We start from the raw sequence: 22,077 nt of genomic DNA, 5'->3' as shown, positions 1-22,077 counted from the left end.
CTGCAGGGATATCGACGCCGACATGGAAGTCCGCGAACCAAAGCGATTCGTTCTTCTCGACTTCTACCGGTTCATCGCCGCGCTAGGCGTCTTCATCTTTCATCTGAAGAACATCGACAAAGGCATCTCGCCGGCCTGGAACGGCTCTTACGGCTTGTTTGTCGACATGTTCTTCATCCTGTCCGGCTTCGTAATCTCCTATTCCTATCCCGCGACCTCGACAGGTCTGCGCTCCTATGTGCGCTTCCTCGTCAGGCGGATCGCGCGAATCTACCCCTTGCATCTGCTCACATTATTGATATTCGCGGTCCTTGCTCTCGTGGGCATATCCGGGCCGACCTCGCACGCGAGCTGGCTGGATTTCCTTCACAACCTCCTCCTCGTGCAGGCGTGGGGCGTCACAGATCACCTCAGCTTCAACTCGCCGGCCTGGTCCATCAGCGCCGAGCTGTTCTGTTACGTTCTATTCCCACTGTTCATGCTGCTGGCCGGCAGGGTCTCGCCGCTGATGCTCGCGATCATCGTCGCGCTCTGTTACGGAATCCTCGCCCACGCTCACCTGCCGATCTGGCAGGAGCGCTCGCAGATGTACGGGGCAACCTTCGATTTCGGGATGTTGCGGGCCCTTCCGAGCTTCCTGAACGGGATTCTCCTGACCGTCCTGTTCAGGCTCTCGAGCGACTATCGCAGAAAGCCCGTCGCATTCGCCGGAATAGCGCTGTTCGCCGGCTCGGTCCTCATCCTCAACCTCTATGCCAAGCCCGACCTTGCAATCATATTGTTCTCTCTCGCGATTCTCGTCACAGCCGCCGGAGAGAGCGCCTTCGCCCGGTTTCCCGGCTCTGACTGGCTTGGCCGCCTCGGCAACACATCATACGCGATCTACATGGTTCACGAAGTGCTGCTGATCCTGCTTTTCAAGCCGGCGTGGCACTATTTCGGACTTCAACCAAGCATGTTTCCAGTGTTTGCGTTGGTCTGCTGCATCATTCTGACAGTCGTCGCCGACGTGACGTATCACTATGTCGAGAATCCCGCTCGAAAATTGATCAACCGGCTTGCGCCGGGCGATGCAAGGTCGGCCCGCATCCCGAAGGCCGAGCCGCTCGATCTTTCGGAGACCCGACAAGCGGCCAACGCGAGCTAGGTGTCTGCAGGGCGGATCTTGCAGCTAGGTTCTCGACGATCGCCGCACACGGCCCAGGATTTCCTGGCATATCCGCACCACGGCCGGCCGGGCGATCGCGACAACAACGACGAGATATACCGAAGAACCGAGCAGCACGAGCGCGGCGAGACGCAGCCATGGCGACATGGCCGGCATCGCAACGGAGGCACCAGCCACCGCGCATGCCATCACCGCGGAGCCCGCAAGTGCGGGCATCAGCGCCGCGGCATAGGGCCTGATACCGAGCGACAGGATCCGCATCGAGGCTCCGGCGGATAGCGGATATAGCAACAAGGCGCGAGCGACGTAGCCGACAGCAATCGCGATAAGGCCAAACGGCGCAGCGAGGATGAAGATTGCTATATTCGAAACCGCGTAGATCAGCGTCAGCCAAGTTTGCCAGTGCGGTTTGCCGAACGCCAGGATAACGGAGTGATTGTAGAGGCCGATCGTGGTCAGGAATCCGGTGACCGACATGATCGCGAGCAGAGGGGCGGCCTCGCCCCACTTGGACCCGAAGAAACCAGTGATCAGATCCGGCGCCAGAACCGCTATGCCAGCGAAGATCGGAGCCGTCAGCAGCGACGTGTACATGACGAAGGCAACCAGCGTCGAACGCGATGCTTCCCGGTCATGCTGGAGGCCAGCGATGGTCGCAAAGAACACCCGGTTCAACGCATTTCCAATCACGGTACTCACGGCATTGACCAGGCGCTTGGCCAGGCTGTACAAGCCCGCGCCGGCGGCGCCGGTATACCAGGTAACGAAAATCAGATCGGAATTGGCATTGGCGAAGTTCGTGATTCCCGTCAGCGCCACGTAGCGCGCATAGCTCAGGAGTTCGACAACAGCCTGCCGGCTGACCCGGAGCCGAGGGCGCCAGGGCGTCAGGATCCAAAGGCTGACCAGCGAGATCAACGACGTCGAAACGAGCTGTCCGACCAGCGCAACGACCCCGTACCCCTGGATCGCCAGCCCGATCCCAACGGCCCCGCCAACCGAGATTGAAGAAAGCGAGCGGATGGCGAGGGATCGAAACAGTTGATTGCGCATCAACCAGGCTTCGTGCGTCCGCGACAGGCCCTGTACGGCCACCACGATGCAGAATCCCTTGAGAACGATGGCAATGTCCGAAAGACCCGAAAATCGTTCGATCGCGCCGCTCGAGGCGAACAGTGCGAGCGCTGCAAACAAGGAGAGGCCCGCGATGAGCCAGAACGAGGCAGTGTAATCCTCGTCCTTCGGCTCGGCACGCGCTTGGACCGCTATCGCGATGCTCTCGATCAGGACTGCCCGGCAGAATTCGAGCGCCAGCGCCCCCGTTGCCACGATGCCGAGAATCTGCGGCGACAGCAGCCGCGCCATGATCATGTAGATTGCGAGCGTGAGAGCCTGCCCGACTGCGGAATCGAGTGCGGACCAAATGACGCCCGAAACGATCGAGCGCGGCTTGATATTCTCGTGGCGCAATTGGAGGCCTGTCACAATTTCCGGTTAGGCCGACTTTCGTCGTTGAGCCATCGGCTGCAATGGTCCAATAGTCGCCTTGTTTACGAGGACACTACGGCAAGAAAGCAGCTACAATCCGAGGCAGCATGAATTTTCGGACCAATCTACGACGGTTGATGAACGAGGTCGGTTGCGACTTTATTCATCAGCTGCCGTATCCGCACGTGGACTTGTTCTTCTGGCGTCCCGACGACGGAACGATAAATTTCGGCGACTATCTTTCGGTCGTCGTCGTTGACCATCTCTTGCGGCATTTCGGCTATACGCTCGCCGACGAGGTGCCGCGGCAAACGCGCTTGTTCGCGATCGGCTCCGTGCTGCATTACGCGCGAAATGGCGATGTGATCTGGGGAAGCGGCGTGAATGGGCGCCCCGGTCAGGACGACCTCAATCACCGCGTGCAGAACTTGGACGTGCGAGCGGTGCGCGGCCCTCGTACACGGGAGATTCTGCAGCGCCGGGGCATCGCGGTACCCGAAGTGTTCGGAGACCCTGCGTTGCTGCTTCCTCAGCTGTTTCCAAATCGCTTTCACCCTACTGCCAAAAAGCCGTGGGTGTTTGTTCCGAATTTGCACGATTTGAGTCTCATGGACCGTGCCGCCGATACAGTGGTCTCACCGCTGGGATCCTGGAATCGACGAATTGACGCCATTCTCGAAGCTGAACTGGTTCTGGCAAGCTCGCTCCACGGCATCATTGTCGCCGAGGCATTCGGGATACCGGCTCGATACGTGCGTCTGAGCAGCGGAGAGTCCGAATTCAAGTATCGTGACTACTATGAGGGTACCGGCCGGTTTGCCGTCGAGTTTGCCTCGAGCATTGACGAAGGTCGCGAGATGGGTGGGGCTGCGCGCCTCAACTTCGACCATCGTGCCTTGATGAGTGCATTCCCGATCGACCTCTGGAGCGGAAACAGCTGATATGGCCAAGCGCCTCCGCGTCGCCATCTACGCACCGCATTTTGCGGAATATTCCTACCGTCTCGCATCGGGATTGGCCCGCCACGGCGATGTCCGGCTGGTGCTCAACCGCAAGGATGCCAATCAGCAATGGGAACTGGCCGATATTGCCGTGACGGCTCCGTTCGAGACGAGAATTCGCGACCTGAGCCTGCGCCGCGGCGGTGCCATCGGCATCCCGGCCTCGTTCCTCGACATAATTTCGTTTCGCCCCGACGTGATTCATTGTCACGAAGTTCCGGAGATCTACACGTCCAGGCTGATCCAGCTTCTTCGTCCGCTCGGCATTCCGCTGGTGTTGACCGTTCACGATGCGATCCCGCATTCGGAAGGCGGCTCCGGGACGTCGCCGCGTGAAGATGCATGGCGCGGGCGCATGCGCGCAGCCGCGTCGGTCGTCACCACGCATGGCGAGAGCTGCATCGCCGATTTTCGCCGTGCCTCGCCTGACTTCAAAGGGGAAGCGATCTCCAGCATGCACGGCGTGCTCATGGTTCCGCCGGCTGGGGGCGCGGTCACCGCGCCGGAGGCCGCGCGCATCCTGTTTTTTGGACGGATGTGGGCCTACAAGGGCCTCGACGTCTTCATCGATGCGATCGACATGTTGGCCCGGCGCGGTGTGGCCCATGAAGCGATCGTTGCCGGCCGTGGCCCCGAGATGACACGGCTCGGAGCGCGCATGGAGGCGATGCCGACGGTCAAGACCATCAACGCCTATATTGCGCCTGCCGAGACCGGACGACTGTTTCAATCCGCAACCGTGGTTGCCCTGCCCTATAAGGATGCAACGCAGAGCGGCGTGCTTGCATCCGCCTATGGGAATTCCCGCCCCGTGGTCGCCAGTGCCACCGGCGGCATTCCCGACGTCGTCACAGACGGGGTCAACGGTCTCCTGGTTCCTCCCGGCGATGCCACTGCGCTGGCCGATGCGCTCGAGCACGTGCTGACGTCGAAGCCTCTCGCCGCAACGTTGACCGAGGGCGCACGGCAGACCGCCGCCGGCATCCTCAACTGGGATCGCATCGCTGAAGGACTGCTGGGGTCCTATCACAAGCTCACCGGTCGCACCGTGAGCTGAGCGCGGCCGGCGCCCTCAAACCGATTGCTCGATCTGCGGCCGGGAGAACATGCTGCGGATCGCGCCGTCCAGCAATCGCCTTAGCCTGACCTCGATCAGCTCATAGCTGATCGCGCTTGCAACCAGCGACATCACCAGCCCAAGCCCGATGAAGGCGGTCCACAGCAGCCAGCGGTCGACGCCAGCGGCGACCAGCTTCAGGCCGATCACCTGCAGGGGGAACAGCACGAAGGGGTGCACCAGATAGAGGCTGTAGCTGATCTTGCCGACATATTGCAGCGCCGGTAGGTTCAGAGCCCTGCCGAGGCCCGAGTCCGGAGCGAGCACCATGCCGAACAGCAGAAATCCGGGAATGAGCCCCACGAACGGGTGAAACAGCACCAGGCTCGCGTACAGCGCCGCCCCGCAAACGAGGCCTGCGAGAAGACCGAGCCGTCCGGGAATGGAAATGCGGAATCCCGTGGCGCTGAACAGCATGCCGATGCAGAAGAAGGCGGTGATCGGCCAGTGCATCAGGCAGGCGATGCCAAGCAGGATCAGGGGCGCCGCCAGCAATCTGCCACCGGTGCGCCATACCGAGAACGTCAGCGCAAACCAGATGTAGAACGCCCATTCATAGGTCAATGTCCAGGCATTCTGCTGAGCAATGGGCAGACCGAGCGCGTCCTGCACGAAGAACAGATTGGCCGCGAAGATTGTGAGATAGCTGGTCAGATCGATCCCGCGGAAGAACTTGTAGGCCACGATCGGACCGATCACGAACAGCGCAAGATGCAGGACCACGAACACCGGCATGATGCGCAGGACGCGGTCGAAGAAGAACCGCGACAGCGACCCGTGCCGCACCAGACTTGCCGGGATCAGGAATCCGCTGATCATGAAGAACAGCTCGACGCCGTGCCCGCCGACATTGATCACCGATTGCAGCCAGGACCAGAGCGGCGGCAGAAAGCCGGGATCCGGGATGTCGTACATGCCCCCCTTTGGCATGTCGTAGAAATGATCCATCAGCACGCTCAGCGCAGCGATCGCGCGAAGGCCCTGGACCGACGGAACGAACGATCCGTCATAGGCAGCGCCCGGCTGGTGGGGTGTTTTGATCACTCTGCGGCACCCTGGGTGCTGAGGGCCGGCTCGAGAATGACAGGTTTTCTCCGCGCCGAGCGGAACCTCTGCCCGAAGGAAATGCTGGGCTTCTCGATGAAGGCAAATGTCATCCAGCTGACCAGGATCGACAACGCAAGGATCACGGCCAGGAAGATCGACCATCCCAGCGGCCCGTCGCCGAACCAGAACAGGCGGTGGACGACCACGATCACGAACGGCGACATCAGGTAGACCGAATAGCTGATCACACCGACGAACGCCATCGGACGCCACGCCATTCGCTCGCCGAACACGGCAAAGGCGATGAAGACCAGCGCCGCGCAGACATAGGCCGATCCGATCGAATAGCTGTAGAAGAAATTCTCGTGATAGACGCCTCCGAAACGCCGATCAGACAGGGCGGCGGCGAAGATCGCATACAGCAGCGTGCAGACAGCCACATGGGTCCATCGCAGCTTGCCGCCAATGACGGTGTCGCGGATGATCTTGCCCAGGAACATCGCCGACAGGTTCAACCCGACCTCCATCACGGAGGATACGGTTCTGTTCTCGATCAGAAGCGCAGCGGTGGTTCCGACCAGCGCGGCCGCGACGACGATCGTCACCGCCGTGAAGCGCTGGTTCAGCAGTCCCATCGCAAAGAGGATCGTGCATCCGACGTAGAACAAGAGCTCGATCGCCAGCGTCCAGTAGAACACCCAGAGGTTCGGGACGTTCACGAAGGTCTGCAGCATCGTCACGTTGGCGGCGACCTGCCCCAGCGGATAGACTTTCGAATTGAGCAGCTGCATCGTCACGAGCCCGACGACGAGCGAGGTCCAGTAGGCCGGATAGAGCCGGAAGAAGCGGCTGATCGTAAAGTCCCGCACGGGCGTGGCGCTGTCCGGGAAGCTGAACGGAATGACGAAGCCGCTGACGAAGAAGAACAAGACGACGCCGAACCGGCCGAAGTTCATGTAGTAGCCGAACACGTCATGGATGGGCCAGTAATAGGCGCCCGTCGGGTGCTGCTCGACGATCACCTCGAATACGTGCTGGACAAGTACCGACAGCACGGCAATGCCGCGCAGCGTGTCGATGAATGCGAGCCGTCTATGCATGATCCGTTCTCACCTGCTCCCGCTCGCCGCCGGTAGATCCGGGCGGAAGCCTTCCAACGGCTGCATCGGCTGCCGCATGACGATCGGCACGGCATCGACGCCTCGTGCGGAGGTCGCACGCCGCGAGAAAACTTCGCTGAAGCTCAATGCGATGATCAGCAGGCCGGATGCCGGGCCGTAGTTGAGCACCGTGATCGTGAACAGATTGACGACGAACAGCAGCGTCAGCTTGTACACGTCGGTCGCACCGAACGTCGCCCGGAACACCATCACCATGAATGCGACGAAGGGAAGACCGAACATCAGGTAGGTCCCGATGTAGAAATTGTCGACCGGCACCCAGTAAGGCGCAAGCGGCGAGAACAGCTTCTGCGGATAGTTGAAGCAGCCCGCGCCGCAGCCCGTCACGAGGCCTATCGGCATGAGCTGGCTCATATAGACGAAGGGTAACTGCCAGCTGTTGTTGATGCGATCGAGAATGCTGAACAAGGTCGAGTGCGGTATGGCGGCGGTGCCGGAGGCGACCACGATCATGAAGAACGGCACGAAGATCGCGGCGAAAGACCACTGCGCAATGGTCCGGATCGCGGGGAAGCGCGACCTTTCCGGCAGCATACGCACGAACACCAGCAAGAGCAAATAGAGCACGAGCACGATCATGGTCGTCTTGCTCGTGGTCAGCTTGATGGCATAGATCGCGATGGAGCCGAACAGGAGGCACCACGTCGTGCTCATGCGAATGGAGGTGATCGCGAACGACACCAGGATGAAGAAGGCCGCCATGGTATTGTCGGCTGCAAAGCCCATGAGGCGCTGGTCGTCGCCGCCATAGGCCCACCACAACCGGCCGGCCTCGCGTACGGCGCCGAAGGCCTCGTATTTGTAGCCCACCCAAGGCATCAGATAGAACTTCGTCAGGAAAACGCCGATCACGGACAGGTAGAAAGTCACGGCGATGACCGACAGCAGCTTTCGGTATGAGCCCAGGCTCGAATCGCAGAAGCAGAATCCGACGAAGACTGGCAGCATCATCTTGAACGACGAGATCGCTGCGTTCATCGTCCCCATCATGAAGTAGCCCAGCACGAGCGACAGCATGATCTGCACGAGCACCAGCAGAGCCAGCGTGCTGCGACTGCGCAGGACACAATGGACGAAGAACTGGGCGAGGCACAGGAGCGCAACGCCGTCGGGCACATACCACAGCGCATCCATGTGATAGATGCTGGTATAGTAGCGCATCACGCCGCCGAAGGCGTCGCGGATCAGATAGGCGCCGAGCGCGATCGCCTCGATGTTGAGGCTGATCAGCGTGACTTTCGGCCGGTTCAGCGCGAGGATGGTCATGTCCGGCTCAGTTCGTCGGCCGCGCCGATGGCGCCGGAGAGGCGGAGAAATCGGTCCGGCTCCCGAGAGCGTTCCGCATCCACCTGCCGCCGGGAATCTCGACGTAGCGATAAGTGAAGTGCGAAACCACGAGCACCGCGGCCAGCGAGACGACCAGGTTCAGCGTGGCCGGCAGACCCGCCCAGACCGAATCGAGAGCTGCGATGCGCCCCGCCCCGAGCGCCCGCACGAAATATTCGGCCAGCAGCACCACGAGCGCGTGCACCATATAGATGGAGTAGGAACGGCGACCGAGCCAGACCAGCGGCTTGGCCACCAGCATCCGCGGCACCAGCAGCGCATCCGGAAAGGCCAGCAGACTGCCAAGGAAGATCGCGAACGTCACCGGCGCGAGGAAAGTTGCCGCCGGATTGGTCTCCGCCAGGGACACCAGGACGATGCTGGCGATCATGGCGACGAATTGCAGCATGCCCTGCACGGCAGGACCCGGCTTCGCCGGCAGGCGATCGACGATCCTGACCGTCAGCACGCCCAGGAAGAAGCTCACGAAGCAGCGCAGGATCCCGAAATCGGTCTGAAGCCCGAGACTCCTCTTGTCGAGCACGAAGATGATGAAGACCAGGCTGCCGACGGCAAGCGCCCCGCACAGGACGTAGAACCACAACAAGGAACGCATGCGCTGGGCCAGCAGCACGATCAGACCGAACACCAGATAGGTGTAGAACTCGACGCTAATGCTCCAACTCGGCGCGTTCCAGCTGAGATAGTCGATGAACCCCATGGAGTGCAGCAGCAGGACGTTGAGAACGAAGGAATAGGCGTTATTCACCTCGAAGGCCGCCGGCGCGGCCACCACGACGCCGGCCATGACCAGGCTGATGCGCAGGAGGCGAAACAACAGATTTGCCAACAGCATGACGATGTGCAGCGGATAGACCCTCGCCAGGCGCCGCAGCATGAATTCGCGCAGCGAGAAGCGCCCGAAGTCGCTCTCGACATAGCTGAGCGACATAACGATCCCGCTGAGAACAAAGAACAAATCGACCAACAGCCAGGCGCTCCTGAAGAACGAGCAGTTGATCCACGCATTGTGCGGGAACGCCGCGAGGAAAGTCGGCATCAGCAGCAGGTGGTGAATCACCACCGAAGTCGCGGCGATCCCCCGAATGCTGTCGAGCGGCAGGACATGCGTCTTCTCACGATGAACCGACTCCGTCACATCAACATTCCATAGCTATTGCACCGCAGCAGTGTGTATCAGGTCTCGCGCATGTTCAATCTTCGCGATCGCGGACTCGCGCTCGATGCATGACGATCGACGATACTTTCAATGCTCGCAGATCATTCCGACATGCGAGCGCCAACTTCACGCCACTTTTTGTTCGAGGCGCGCATGCTTCGGGCGCAAATTTCATGAGCCGCGATGATTGCGAGTATTTGCGTGGAAAGTGTGCGCGAAATTCGGCGCTGTTGCGGTAGGGCGCAGCGACATTGATTCCGGATCTCTTCGCATGAAGATGTCGTCGCACATGTCGCGCGGATATTTTTTCGGCAGGAAGGGAACAATGTCCGCGCATGGCGCTTGTGTCGGTTTTGCGACGCGTGTTTGCGGCGCTTTGACGGGCGAACGCCTCATTTGTTTTCATGTTGCAACATTCCTGGGCGCAAGCATGCCGATCTCGCAGGCATTGCATCTCCCGCTCTTGCAACCGATCGGAAGCAGCTAACGCATTCGTTGTGGACGATCGGTGTATCGAGCTTTTGCGCCGCACAAAAATTGACACAGTTGACTGGCAAGTTTCGCGTGTTCTCCTACTGCAACAGGGACGAAGGGACACGGATGGGCTGCGGAGCAACACGTCGTCACATGAAGCTGCGATGGCTCCCGATCGCCTTCGCAGGCTCTGCCCTGATTCTCATCAGCGTCGATGCTTGCCATGCGCAGTGCGTCGAATTCTCGGACCGCGCCTCGCAGCTCGAACTCGACACCTTCGTCAAGTCGCCCTCCTCGCTGCTGGAGCGGCTGCGCAATGACAAGGAGAAGTTGCGATATCGGCTCTCTGCCTATCTCGTGACGGATCCATCAGTGTTGCCGTCCGTGCAGACGCTCATCTCCGCATCGGCTTCAGCCGATCGGTCAGCCATCGGCGCCGCGCTGCGGATAGCCGAAGGCCGGTGCACGTCGACGAAGCCTGACGCGGCGCGCAAGATCAGGGATTTTGCACAGCGGATCGGAGATCTCAACGTGCAAGCAGGCTATTCCGCAGCGGGAGAGGACAACTCCGGCGCCCAATCGCAAGGCAAGGGACTTGCGCAGCCGCCCCGAGGCGGAGCTCTGCTCGACGGCGAATGGAGGACCAAGCTGGCCGACCCATTCAAACCCGTCCCCCTTCCGAATTGATCAGCGATCGTCAAAGGCAGCGAATTCACAGATGTATCAGCCTAGAGAGCACTTTCAGTCGGGCCACCGCTTCGGCATCGAGTTCGGCGGAGCGGTCCTCAGCTTCGAGCGCGTGACCGATGTGCTGCGCCGCCAGTGGCCGATCATCGCGGTGTGCGTCGGAGTTTCGCTGGCCCTGGTGATCGTGTACCTGGCCACGACGCAACCGATGTATACGGCGAATGCCCGCATCATGATGGATACGCGTCAGGCGCAGGTGCTGGACAAGGACAGCAACGCCAGCAGCGCTCTGATCGATACCGGCTATGTCGACAGCCAGGTCGAAATCATCAACTCGGACGACCTGATTCTGTCCGTTGTCCGTCGCCTGAAGCTGACGGAGGATCCGGAGTTCAATGGTTCGAGTCCAGGCCTCCTCTCCCTCATCATCGGCAAGGCCACGTCGCTATTCGGCTCCCGCGAGCCCGCGTCCCAGGAACGAATCGAACATGCCGTGGTCGAGCAGGTTCAGAAGAGCCTGCGAACGGAGCGCGTCCTCACCACATATGTCCTGTCGCTGAGCTATCGCTCGCGCAGCCCCGACAAGGCCGCCAAGATCGCCAACGCCATCGCCAATGCATACCTTGTCGGCGCCCTCGAAGCCAAATACCAGTCCACCAAGCGGGCAACCGAGTGGCTTCAGCAGCGCAGCCTCGAGCTGAGCGAGCAGGCGACGGCCAGCGACCGCGCCGTGCAGACCTTCAAGGCCGAGCACAACATCGTCGGTACCAGCCGCGGCCTGATGTCCGAGCAGCAATTGTCGGATCTGAATACGCAGCTGGTTCAAGCGCGGGCTTCGACCGCCGAGGCCAAGGCCCGGCTCGACCGGATCGACGCGATCTCCGATCAGGATCTCGCCCAGCCGACGGTGACGGACGCTCTCAACAACGCGGTCATTACCCGCCTCCGCGCCCAATATCTCGACCTCCAGGCCCAATATGCCGACTGGTCCAGGCGCTACGGCAAGACTCACCTTGCAGCGGTCAATCTGGCCAACAAGATGGAGGAGCTGCGCAAGAACATCGCCGATGAGCTGCGTCGGATCGGCGACGCTTATCGCAGCGACTACGAGATCGCAAAGAGCCGCGAGGCCTCGCTCGAGAAGAACGTGAAGGAGCTCGTTGCCCAGGCGGGTCACACCGGCCAGGCCGAAGTCAAGCTGCGCGATCTCGAAAGCGCCGCCGACACCTATCGCAATCTCTACAACAACTTCCTCGAGAAACTGCAAAGCGCGACGCAGAACCAGAGCTTTCCGCTCAGCGAGGCGCGTCTCATCAGCACCGCCACCAAGCCGGATCGCAAGAGCTCGCCGCGCACGGTCCTGGCGCTGGTGGGAGGCCTGGTGGGCGGTCTCTGTCTCGGCTTCGGCGTCGCATTTGCGCGGGAACTGCTGAGCGACGTGTTGCGGACCCCCGGCGAGGTCGAGGACGAGCTCGGCGTGAAGTGCCTCGGCGTCCTGCCCGATATTCGTCCACCCTCGAAGGCCGGCCCATCCGATCTGTCTCGCTACGTCGTCGATCATCCATTCTCGCGGTTTGCCGAGACGTTGCGCAACATCAAGGTGTCGATCGACGTCGCCCGCCTGACCCGCGAGATCAAGGTGATCGGCATCGTCTCTTCCCTTCCCAAGGAAGGAAAAACGACTGTCGCCGCCAATTTCGCGCAGTTGGTAGCTCTGACGGGGCACCGCACGGTTCTGATCGACGGCGATCTGCACACGCGCTCGCTGACGCGAGAGCTCGCGCCCAATGCCAAGAGCGGACTGGTGGAGGCGCTGAACGATCCCGCGAGCCTCGGCTACCACGTGCAGCGGAGCAAGGAAACGGGACTGGATTTCCTCCCCTCCGTCGTGGCTTCCCGCATGGTGAATTCGGCCGACGTCATCGGATCGAAGGCGATGGCCGAACTGCTCAAGGTGCTGAGAGACCACTATGAGTACATCGTGATCGATCTCGCCCCGGTGATGCCGGTGGCGGATTCGAAGGCCGTCAGCTTCCTGATCGATGCCATGGTCTACGTCATCGAATGGGGGCAGACGACACGAAGCGCGCTTCAGGAGTCAGTTTCCGGCTCGGAAGTCCTCCAGAAGAAGCTGCTCGGCGCCGTGCTCAACCGCGCCAACCCGAAGATGCTCAAGCGCATCGAGGCCTACAAGGGCAAGCACCACAACAGCTACTACGTCGAGCATGCCTGACGCGCAGGCGCGGCGACTGGCTTTAGGTTGAATCGATTGCCGCGGGTCGGTCACCTCTCCCGCTTGCGGGAGAGGCGTAGGCCGCCTCCGGCGGCCGTCATCTCAAAAGACGCCGAGGCAAAGCCTCGGCTATGGCGAAGCGCCGGGTGAGGGCTTTCTCCTCTTGGGGATTGTCCCATTGCGGAAGCACCTCTCCCCAACCCTCTCCCGCAAGCGGGAGAGGGGGCGGCCCACTACCGTCGTCGCAGCGATCAATCCTCATTTCATCGCGCTTTAGCCGAACTGGACAACCCCGGGGCCCGCTGCCGCTTGGCAGCGGGCCTTATTCGTGCTTAGCGGAATTGCCGTGCGAAGGCCATCGAGTGCGTCTTCGCGCACGAGACAGCTCGAGCCCGTCGGGCGATCGGAGATCGTGCCAGGCACGCCCGGGCTGCTCGGGCCTCCGTATTCGTCCGGAATCCACAACTTGCAGTTATTGCTCTAGCCAAGCGCAAGGATTGACGACAAGATGGTGGCTCAGACTGTACCGCCATTGGCGACCATCCGTCGAAAAGATGAGACAATCCTGGCCTTGATGCCTCAAAATGCTGAAACTATAGGCATCTTTCTTTCTCGGTACCCTGAGGCTAATCTCGCCTCATATTCGCAGTTCCTTTCCGGTGGCTCGGATGCTGATCGTTCTTACGATTCTGACGATTTGGGTTCTGCTCAACATTCTATTCGTGTTGATCGTAGTTCCCCCGCGCAAGCCGCTTCGGCAGCCTATGACGACGACGCTCTCACCGGCGCCCATCGACCCAAGCCGGCGCGAGATCGAGCATGACGAACCTTTCTCGATCCGCCACGTCATCGTCTCCATTGCAATGGGGGCCTTCTTCGTGCTCGTGCCGCCGTTGCTCGCCCTGCGCGATGCAATCATGCGGCTCTTCGGCAGGCCGCCGCGCGACGGGACCTGAGGCCTCGGGCCGGAGGTCCGGCAACTCTCAGAAATTGACCGACTAATAGGCTTCCTGGAACATCACCGCGGACGCAGTGCGGGCCATGATCTTCAGGTCGAGCCAGATGCTCCAGTTGCTGACGTACCAGACATCATACTCGACACGTTTCTCCATCAGGTCGATCGTCGGCGTTTCTCCCCTGAATCCGTTCACCTGGGCCCAGCCCGTCAGGCCCGGCTTCATGTGATGGCGGTAGACGTACTTGCTGATGAGCTCGTCGTAGTAATTATCATGGGCGAGCGCGTGCGGGCGCGGGCCAACCAGTGACATGTCCCCACGCAGCACGTTCCAGAGCTGCGGCAGCTCGTCGATGCTCGTCATACGCAGGAAGCGCCCGATCTTGGTGACCCGAGCATCCCTCTTGGTCGCCTGGGCAATCGTTTCGCCGTTCTCGCTAACGGTCATGGTTCGAAACTTCCAGATCTCGAACGGCCTGCCGTTGAAGCCGCGCCGCGACTGCCGGAATATGACGGTTCCCGGGGAATCCAGCTTGATCAGCACGGCAACGGTCAGCAACAGCGGCGTCAGCATCACAAGCGCGAACAGAGCGATGCCGATGTCGAGACAGCGCTTCTGCAGCCGCTCGAGGATAGTGAGCGGGGGCCGCTGGATCTCGACCGCTACGGTTCCGCTGACCGGCAGAAAGGGACGGGTCACCAGGTCAGCGAGCGGGTCGTCCGGCAGCAGGCGAATGGGCTGCGGAACGGCGCGCAAATATGGCCCGAGCTTGCGCAGCATCGGCAATTCGTTCCAGTCGATTGCAAGCAGATATTCATCGACATCGGCCGAACGCGACTGGCGGATGACGTCGCGGATCTGTCGCTCCCAGTGCCCATCATCCCGGTCGGTTCCGAGCACGAAATGGCGCATGACGTCGAAGCCATTCCTCCGCAGATCCTTGAAGCGGTTCGAGGTGAAGTCGAGCGGCTTCAGGCTGAGCAGGATCACCTTGCGGTCGACCAACCGGCTTCTGGCAAAGCTCGTGCCGAACACGGCCTGCCAGCCGAAGCGGAGGCTGATCAAGCCAAGGCCGCCGATCAAGGCGAACACGATGACGGTGCCACGCGATAGATTATCGGTCGATTTCAGCAAGAAGGCCGCAACGGCAAGGATCGTGAGCGACGTCAGCCAGATGAACACCGCCATTCGAAGCTGCCATACGAGATTGAGCAGGCGGTGCGTGGAATAGACGTCCCGGAAATAGGCTATCCCCACGAACACCACGCCGACAAACAATCCGGCTCCCACCGATGCGCCGTCGGGAGGCGAAGCGACGGCCATACCATACAGCGAAGCACCCGCCGCGTAGCTCAGCAGGATCAACAGAAAGTCAGCACCGATGACGACGATCTGAAAGGGCCTCTGAAGAGCGCTGCCACGCGCGGATGACAGCGCATGAGCATTCTCAGAACCATAAGTTGCAACAGCCATTCGAACCTCTGCTTATCGAGAGAGCGCCTGACGCTCATCGTGATGCTGAAGACTCGTCACTTCCCCGCAACGGAAAGTGTTGATTGATCGCAGCGACATTGTGGCGCTGCACGCAAAACTTTTGCGGCGCACGGATGATGCGTCGTGTTGAAATGCGCAGCGAAATTCGACGCGCTGAAAATGTCGTCACAGTGCTGACATATGAGCGATCGGACTGCCCTATTTTGAATCAAGTTCCGCGTCCAATGCGATGCATCAGCGCTGCTTCGCTCAACTTTGAGGCGGTGCGTTGCTCCCGCCGAAAGCAAAGCCGAGGTCGACACGAGAATTTCCTCGGGCTTCAATCTGTGGATGCACGCAAAAATTTCTGCCGAGTCATGCAGACTTGCCGCAAGCTTCGGCATAGCGATGCAATTCCTGCGGATCGTTCCTGTTCCTGCCCCCCGCTGTCCTGCGCACCCCGAAACAAGGTCGGCAAAAAATGCCGCGCCCTTCTTTTGGCGTGATCAGGTCGGAGAACAAGACGCGGCCTCACCGAATTCACGTTGTTCGTGTTGGATGGAAGCTCTCCGGTGCCGACGACTTGGGGACATTTTTTCGACCACCCGATCGATTGAGCGCCATGAAATCCCTCGTGCGACCACGCCCGCCCACTCCCAAACCGCAATTGCCGGACGGAGTGCGCATCTATGCGATCTCGGATATTCACGGCTGCGCGCATTTGCTCCAGCCCATGCTGCGGGTGATCGACGCCGACGTCGCGCGCAGCCGGCCGCGCTATGCTGTCGAAGTCTTCATGGGCGATTACATCGATCGCGGCCCGGATACGCGCTCCACCCTCGACATCCTGGTCGAGCGGAGCCGCCGAGGAAATGCGGTCTTCCTCAAGGGCAACCACGAGGCCTTTCTAGTGAGGGTGTTCGAAGACCCTTCACTATTCGAGGACTGGATTGCCGTCGGGGGGACCCAGACATTGATGTCCTACGGGCTTGCCCCGCCAAATCTCAAGCGCGACGAGCCGGCATCGATCCTGCGCGACTTGATTCGCGCGATGCCGACCGAGCATCTGGAATTCCTGGACAATCTGCGGTTGAGCTTCAGTTGCGGAGACTTCTTTTTCGTCCACGCAGGCGTTCGCCCGGGCGTCCCATTGGCCGAGCAGACGGAGCGCGACCTGCTCTGGATTCGCGAAGAATTCCTCCGGAGCGAGGAGCAGTTCGGCAAATATATCGTCCATGGTCACACGCCGGTCCGCAGCGCGGAATTCCTGACCAACCGCGTCAACATCGACACCGGCGCCTATGCGACCGGCAACCTCACGCTGATGAGCATTCAGGGAAGCCGCATGCTCGCCGTGTGATACGGACGCGGCGTGCCCGCCATGGCGAAACGCTTCGCCTAGTTGAGCAGGCGGGGCTTCTCTACCCGGGCACGGGTTTCGGCCATCCAATCGTTCCAGGCCCGCTCATGTTTGACGTAGAGCTCGAGCCAACGCTCGTTCTCGCCCTCGCGAACACAACGCTCCTCGCCAGCCAAACCAGCGCTCAAGCGGGCATCCGGATTGTCCAGGGTTTCGAATTCAATCGTCTCCGAGATCGTCAACCCAACAAGCACACGCTGTCCGGCGCCATCGACGATGTAGCGCCGAGGCGCGTCCTTCTTGGGTTCACTCATACCTCATGCCCCATTCTTTTCAGTGAGACCCCGGATGCCTGCGCGCCAATCGGACCTTACCTAAAAGGCTCGCCGGGCATGGCCGAATGTCGAGGTGGGAGTCGGCTGGACCGCTCGACGCGAGGTACCGCGGGATGAATTCGCATCTCCTCGCTGGACGCGCCAGGCGCGCAGTACGTATCCCAAGATGAGGCCCGTGCCGAAAATGGAAGCGGAGACAAGTGCAGAAGCCATAGGAGTCGTCCCGGATAGTGCAGGACTTATCAAGGCCAAGCAGTGTGTCGACATCATGGTTCTCGACGACTCCTGGCGCCGAAAGATTGTTCAGGCGTGACCGTGCGCATGCAGCGCTTGTGCTTGCCCTGCGGGCCTTCCGTGCATCTCATCTCGGCCGCAACGTTCGAGATATCTCTGCAAGGGCCACTCTCTATATATAGAGAGAGTGCTCTTGGCCTTCGTATCCTGTTGCGGTCGAGCAGACGCCTCTTCCTCGCGCATGAAATTTAGGACAACGGGCCCGCCCATGCCCTTGCAACCATCTGGAACCCGTCGCATTATTTCGCATCTCATTCACGAGGGATTCAATCCAATGCACTTCCGCGCCCTTATTCCATCCATTGCCCTGTCTGCCCTCGGCCTCAGCTTGACGGTATCCGTGGCTCCAGCCGCCGAGCTCGCCCTTGCTCCGGCATATCAGCGGGCGGCCCACGTTCAAGGCGGAGTTGTGCTATGGGATGACGTCTACCCGCCTGCAATTTACGGCCCCCAGCTTCGCCCGGTCGAGGAAGTCGCAGCCATGAAGGCGCAGGCGCGCCCGGTGTCCCAGCGCCGGTGGGGGTATTGGTACGTCCGGTAGGAGACCGAAGCGGATTGACTTGAGCGACTTTGCGCTAAACACCAAAGGCCCTGGATTGACCGGGGAATGGTCGTCTGATTTGAGCGAGCGCATTGTCCAAGGCTGCTTCTCGTCAGTTTGGCTCGGGCAAGTATCGCCCACATACCTCGCGAGTGCGAGCAGGCTGGCTTGCAACCCGAAGGCATCGACTCACGGATCGTAGCTGAGATGGGTCATCCGCAATACGTCACGGCGCGCGCGACTTCACCGCCGTGGCCCCGGGTCGGCTCTGGCTCACAGATATCACCTGCACCCCGACTGAAAAGGCTAGCCGTATCCGGCTGCCGTCATGGACCATCTCAAGATCGTACGCTTGCGCGACCACATGCGCTCGACCCTGCATCATCCGCACTGACGATCGCGATCCGTCAGCAGCGGTCCGCTGCCGGATTGATCAATCATTCCGATTGCGGCGCCGCGTGCCTCCCAAGAACATCGCTCACGGCAAAGCAATCAAAAGGCGAATGCGGGTAAGATCGTAACGGGGGCATTCTTGAAGCAGGACCAGGGAGAGCTGCCATGTCTCGCTTGCGGATTGCAGCATCCACAACCGTCGGTTTTACAGTTTCAGCTGGCGGCGCAAAGCTTCACGCTCGTCGAGAAGCTCTCGTAGTCGTCGAGCATTGTCAGATTGCGTCTCCTGCCACTCGATGCGGTCCTCGGCAGTCCACAGGTAAGACTCGCGATTTAACCGAGCTTTCTCTGCCCTATCAAACTCGGTGAAGAGTTTGATGTCCCGCTCAACCCGGTCCAGCTGTTCCTGGAGAGTTCTTGGCATCAGCCGTTCCCTCGGCTCTGCCTCTAGCCCATTTCGATTTTCCGAGTATTCGGCGTAGCGATCAATAGGCATTCACTCGCCTCGGGCGCATGGATCGTCGCTCAGACATCACCGCAGGTTGCATTTCTAGGTCTAGATATCCTTATTTCCCGATTGAGGTCAAACGAGGACGACCGCGACGCAACTTCTGATCTGGAACGGCCGAGAGCTATGGGTCGCCCGATCCGGACCACGAGTCCCGACCATGAGAGGGCAACAAGATTGCTGCAGATTTCTCGACTTGAGAACAGCTCCCAAGAGCCGCATACACATATGTAACTTGAGATTGAATTCCGAATTGACTGCAGCTCAGACCTGATCCGGTCCGTGAACGCTCTGGAATTGAAGGCGTCGCGCGGCATCCGTCTGGTCGTCGATTCGCCGCGACCGAAGCGCCGAAAACCGCGACGAGCCGCTACTGCTCATATGGACCTCTGCGATAAAGTCGGCCTAGACGCCCGAGCTTATTGATCGCATCGCCAAACCGAGCAATCGCTCCATGGTTGGCACATCAACGCCTTTGGTCAGCCAGGTTGTGCTGGATCTGCATCATGATCTGCACGTGTCCACCGGAAGACGACGCAGGACCAGGAATCCGAGGTCCGTGGCTCGAGCCAATCAGCGGAGCGGATCGGATTGCTCCGAGATTGCATTGCCGGACTTGTCCCCACCGGACGCGAGGCGATCGCGCACGACCCGCGCAGGCTCGCCAATGGCCACGACCTCGGGAGGAACGTCCTTGAGTACGGTGCTCCGCGCACCGACGACGGCGCCTCTGCCCACCTTCACGCCCGGCGCAACAAACACGTCGCTGGCGATCCAAACCTGATCGCCGACCGTGATCGGGGCGGTGATGTAGCTGAACGCGAGGTCGGCCATGTCATGCGATCCCGTGCAGAGATAGGATCGCTGCGAAATTACCGAATGAGAGCCGATTGAAATGCAATCCAGGCTGTACAGCTCGACGTGATCACCAACCCAGGAATGGTCCCCTATCTCAGTCTTCCAGGGGTAGGTCACGCGCACCGTCGGGCGCAGCAGCACCTTACGACCGATCTTTGCTCCGAACAGGCGCAACAGAAAGCGCCGCCATGCAAAAAAGGGTTGAGGCGAAAGTGCAAAGAGTGTCGATTGAACGACCTGCCAAAGCACCACGACGACCGCTCCCCGTCCGCGAAACCCCGGCGGTACACGAAACTGATCCAGCTTCTGAAACTCGCGCATTCTGGTAAGTTCGGCCGACAGAGGGAGGACTATGTTTCACCGGTCGTCTATGGTGGATGCCTGGGTCGTCAGGTAGGCCTCATAGGCGCGCCGCATCCCGGCCTCCAACGGAGTCTTGGCCTGCCACCCGAGTGTTGAGAGACGACTGACATCAAGCAGCTTGCGCGGCGTTCCGTCAGGACGTGTCGGGTCGAAGACGATATCCCCTCGATAGTCGACGATACCGGCGATCATACGGGCGAGCTCAGCGATGGTAATGTCGCTGCCAGTCCCGATGTTGATCGGCCTCTCGTCGGAATAGTTCTTCATCAGGTGAATACAAGCGTCCGCCATGTCGTCAACGAAGAGAAACTCGCGACGCGGCGAACCGCTCCCCCAGACGACGACGCTCTTGCTTCCGCTGACCTTGGCTTCGTGAAAGCGTCGGATCAGGGCCGCTGCGACATGGCTATATTCCGGGTGATAGTTGTCCCCGGGGCCGTAGAGATTGCTCGGCATCACGCTAATGAAGTCAGAGCCATATTGGCGCCGATAAGCCTCTGCCATCTTGATGCCGGCGATCTTGGCGATCGCATAGGGCTCGTTGGTCGGCTCAAGTAGACCGGTCAAGATCGAGTCTTCGCGCAACGGCTGAGGCGCAAATTTTGGATAGATGCAGGATGAACCGAGAAACATCAGCTTCTCGGCACCGCTTGTATGCGCAGCGTGGATGACGTTAGCCGCGATTGCGATGTTCTGGTAGATGAACTCGGCGCGAAGCTTGTCGTTCGCGGAAATTCCTCCCACCTTGGCCGCTGCGACGAACACGACCTGCGGCCGCATCCTTGCGAACCAATCGAACACCTGGGCTTGGTTGATCAGGTCGATTTCGGTTCGCTTCGCGGTGAGCAACCGGACGTCTTCTTGCGCGAGCCTGCGCACGAGCGCAGCGCCGACCATCCCCCGATGCCCGGCGACGTAGACGCTCTTGCCATTCAGATCAAACTTTGTGGCTGGCACTCGATAGCTCCCGCCTTGCATCCTTCAGATCGCTTGCCACCATCTCGTGCACGAGCTGGCCGAACGTCCGCTTCGGCTTCCAATCCAGCATCCTGTTCGCCTTGCTCGCATCGCCAACCAGAATGTCCACCTCGGTCGGGCGGAAATAGGTCGGGTCGATTCGAACCACCGTCTTGCCGGTGCTTCTGTCGATGCCAGTCTCATCAACGCCCTTGCCGCGCCATTCGATCTCGCGTCCCACCTCCCTGAAGGAGAGTTCAACCATCTCGCGCACCGAGCGGGTCTCGCCAGTGGCAAGCACGAAATCGTCCGGTTTGTCCGCCTGCATGATCAAGTGCATCCCTTCGACATAGTCCTTGGCATGCCCCCAGTCTCGTTTCGCCTCGAGATTGCCCAGGTAAAGCGTATCCTCGATCCCGACCTCGATGCGGGCCACGGCGCGCGTGATCTTGCGGGTTACGAACGTTTCACCGCGGATGGGACTCTCGTGGTTGAACAGGATGCCGTTGCTGGCAAACATCCCGTAGGCCTCGCGGTAGTTGACCGTGATCCAGTATCCGTAGAGCTTCGCGACACCATAGGGCGAGCGCGGATAGAACGGCGTTGTCTCCCTCTGCGGGATCTCCTGCACCAGCCCATACAGCTCGGACGTGGATGCCTGATAGAACCGCGTCTCCTTCTCCATGCCCAGGATGCGGATCGCCTCCAGAAGCCTCAGTACCCCGATTGCGTCGGCGTTAGCGGTGTATTCGGGACTCTCGAAACTGACGCCGACATGGCTCTGCGCCGCGAGATTGTAGATCTCCGTCGGCTTGATCTGCTGCACGAGCCTGATCAGATTGGTGGAATCCGTCATGTCGCCGTAGTGCATCAGGAACGGCACATCACCAATGTGCGGATCGCGATATAAATGATCGACACGGGCAGTATTGAAGGAAGACGAACGCCGCTTGATGCCATGAACGACATAACCGAGCGATATAAGGTGCTCGGCGAGATACGCACCGTCTTGTCCAGTGACGCCCGTAATTAGCGCAACACGCCCACTCATATGCGAAAACCTGCCGTTGACCGCCGGGATTGGAAACAAATACGATAACGATGGAACGGCTCAACCACCGCAGTCATGTAGAAGCG

At 60.4% G+C, this 22,077-nt stretch carries 18 protein-coding genes; 7 read left to right on the top strand and 11 right to left on the bottom strand.

The features are described from left to right. The first annotated feature begins 22 nt into the window (after window positions 1–22). A complete protein-coding gene (locus ABIA42_RS03710) occupies window positions 23–1,147 on the top strand; it encodes an acyltransferase family protein (protein WP_370115438.1) in 1,125 nt (374 codons plus the stop codon). A gap of 24 nt (window positions 1,148–1,171) precedes the next feature. Here the strand turns inward: ABIA42_RS03710 and ABIA42_RS03705 are convergent, their stop codons facing one another. Then, on the bottom strand, window positions 1,172–2,653 hold the full coding sequence (locus ABIA42_RS03705) for a lipopolysaccharide biosynthesis protein (protein ID WP_370115441.1): 1,482 nt from the start codon (window positions 2,651–2,653) through the stop codon (window positions 1,172–1,174). Window positions 2,654–2,793: 140 nt separating this feature from the next. On the opposite strand from ABIA42_RS03705, the gene ABIA42_RS03700 reads away from it, so the two are divergent. Both ABIA42_RS03700 and ABIA42_RS03695 read left to right on the top strand, forming a co-directional pair. Next, the gene (locus ABIA42_RS03700) at window positions 2,794–3,597 is read left to right on the top strand and encodes a polysaccharide pyruvyl transferase family protein (protein WP_271526752.1); all 804 of its coding nucleotides are present in this window, start codon (window positions 2,794–2,796) and stop codon (window positions 3,595–3,597) included. Between the two features lies 1 nt (window position 3,598). Beyond that, window positions 3,599–4,714 (top strand): glycosyltransferase family 4 protein, encoded by a 1,116-nt coding sequence (locus tag ABIA42_RS03695; RefSeq protein WP_271526753.1) that lies wholly within the window; start codon window positions 3,599–3,601, stop codon window positions 4,712–4,714. A 15-nt stretch (window positions 4,715–4,729) separates the two neighbouring features. On the opposite strand, the gene ABIA42_RS03690 is transcribed toward ABIA42_RS03695, so the two are convergent. The 4 genes from ABIA42_RS03690 to ABIA42_RS03675 are packed head-to-tail and all read right to left on the bottom strand — an operon-like array spanning window position 4,730 to window position 9,487. Further along, window positions 4,730–5,818, bottom strand: a complete 1,089-nt coding sequence (locus tag ABIA42_RS03690) for an acyltransferase family protein (RefSeq protein WP_370115445.1) — start codon at window positions 5,816–5,818, stop codon at window positions 4,730–4,732. After that, the gene (locus tag ABIA42_RS03685; RefSeq protein ID WP_271526755.1) at window positions 5,815–6,921 is read right to left on the bottom strand and encodes an acyltransferase; all 1,107 of its coding nucleotides are present in this window, start codon (window positions 6,919–6,921) and stop codon (window positions 5,815–5,817) included. The genes ABIA42_RS03690 and ABIA42_RS03685 overlap by 4 nt, the downstream gene beginning before the upstream one ends. Before the next feature lie 9 nt (window positions 6,922–6,930). Then, on the bottom strand, window positions 6,931–8,268 hold the full coding sequence (locus ABIA42_RS03680; RefSeq protein ID WP_271526756.1) for a hypothetical protein: 1,338 nt from the start codon (window positions 8,266–8,268) through the stop codon (window positions 6,931–6,933). A 7-nt stretch (window positions 8,269–8,275) separates the two neighbouring features. Beyond that, window positions 8,276–9,487 (bottom strand): acyltransferase, encoded by a 1,212-nt coding sequence (locus ABIA42_RS03675; protein WP_271526757.1) that lies wholly within the window; start codon window positions 9,485–9,487, stop codon window positions 8,276–8,278. A 387-nt stretch (window positions 9,488–9,874) separates the two neighbouring features. Between ABIA42_RS03675 and ABIA42_RS03670 the strand changes: the two genes are divergently transcribed. The 3 genes from ABIA42_RS03670 (at window position 9,875) to ABIA42_RS03660 (ending at window position 13,858) form a co-directional block, all read left to right on the top strand. Beyond that, window positions 9,875–10,669 carry a hypothetical protein gene (locus ABIA42_RS03670; RefSeq protein WP_370115448.1) on the top strand — a complete coding sequence of 265 codons (795 nt, stop codon included), beginning with the start codon at window positions 9,875–9,877 and terminating at the stop codon, window positions 10,667–10,669. Between the two features lie 31 nt (window positions 10,670–10,700). Next, entirely contained in the window at window positions 10,701–12,902 is a 2,202-nt protein-coding gene (locus ABIA42_RS03665; RefSeq protein ID WP_271526759.1) for a Wzz/FepE/Etk N-terminal domain-containing protein, read from the top strand. A gap of 668 nt (window positions 12,903–13,570) precedes the next feature. Continuing rightward, the gene (locus ABIA42_RS03660) at window positions 13,571–13,858 is read left to right on the top strand and encodes a hypothetical protein (RefSeq protein ID WP_370115449.1); all 288 of its coding nucleotides are present in this window, start codon (window positions 13,571–13,573) and stop codon (window positions 13,856–13,858) included. A 42-nt stretch (window positions 13,859–13,900) separates the two neighbouring features. On the opposite strand, the gene ABIA42_RS03655 is transcribed toward ABIA42_RS03660, so the two are convergent. Then, complete coding sequence (locus ABIA42_RS03655) at window positions 13,901–15,331, bottom strand: undecaprenyl-phosphate glucose phosphotransferase (RefSeq protein ID WP_271526761.1); 1,431 nt, start codon at window positions 15,329–15,331, stop codon at window positions 13,901–13,903. A 622-nt stretch (window positions 15,332–15,953) separates the two neighbouring features. Between ABIA42_RS03655 and ABIA42_RS03650 the strand changes: the two genes are divergently transcribed. Continuing rightward, window positions 15,954–16,691 (top strand): metallophosphoesterase family protein, encoded by a 738-nt coding sequence (locus ABIA42_RS03650; protein ID WP_271526965.1) that lies wholly within the window; start codon window positions 15,954–15,956, stop codon window positions 16,689–16,691. Between the two features lie 38 nt (window positions 16,692–16,729). Here the strand turns inward: ABIA42_RS03650 and ABIA42_RS03645 are convergent, their stop codons facing one another. The 5 genes from ABIA42_RS03645 to gmd form a co-directional block, all read right to left on the bottom strand. Beyond that, window positions 16,730–17,005, bottom strand: coding sequence for a hypothetical protein (locus tag ABIA42_RS03645; protein ID WP_061878803.1), 276 nt, complete (start codon window positions 17,003–17,005; stop codon window positions 16,730–16,732). Window positions 17,006–18,459: 1,454 nt separating this feature from the next. Further along, entirely contained in the window at window positions 18,460–18,750 is a 291-nt protein-coding gene (locus ABIA42_RS03640) for a hypothetical protein (RefSeq protein ID WP_370115453.1), read from the bottom strand. 585 nt (window positions 18,751–19,335) lie between these two features. Next, a complete protein-coding gene (locus ABIA42_RS03635; RefSeq protein ID WP_370115455.1) occupies window positions 19,336–19,941 on the bottom strand; it encodes a WcaF family extracellular polysaccharide biosynthesis acetyltransferase in 606 nt (201 codons plus the stop codon). A 36-nt stretch (window positions 19,942–19,977) separates the two neighbouring features. Further along, window positions 19,978–20,940 (bottom strand): GDP-L-fucose synthase family protein, encoded by a 963-nt coding sequence (locus ABIA42_RS03630; RefSeq protein WP_370115458.1) that lies wholly within the window; start codon window positions 20,938–20,940, stop codon window positions 19,978–19,980. After that, on the bottom strand, window positions 20,921–21,991 hold the full coding sequence (gene gmd, locus ABIA42_RS03625; RefSeq protein ID WP_370115460.1) for a GDP-mannose 4,6-dehydratase: 1,071 nt from the start codon (window positions 21,989–21,991) through the stop codon (window positions 20,921–20,923). Before gmd ends, ABIA42_RS03630 begins: the two co-directional genes overlap by 20 nt. Window positions 21,992–22,077: the final 86 nt, after the last annotated feature.

Source organism: Bradyrhizobium sp. USDA 327 (assembly GCF_041262065.1).
GTDB lineage: Bacteria > Pseudomonadota > Alphaproteobacteria > Rhizobiales > Xanthobacteraceae > Bradyrhizobium > Bradyrhizobium liaoningense.
The sequence above is the reverse complement of the archived record's forward strand: the minus strand, read 5'-3'. Positions and strand labels throughout refer to the sequence as shown.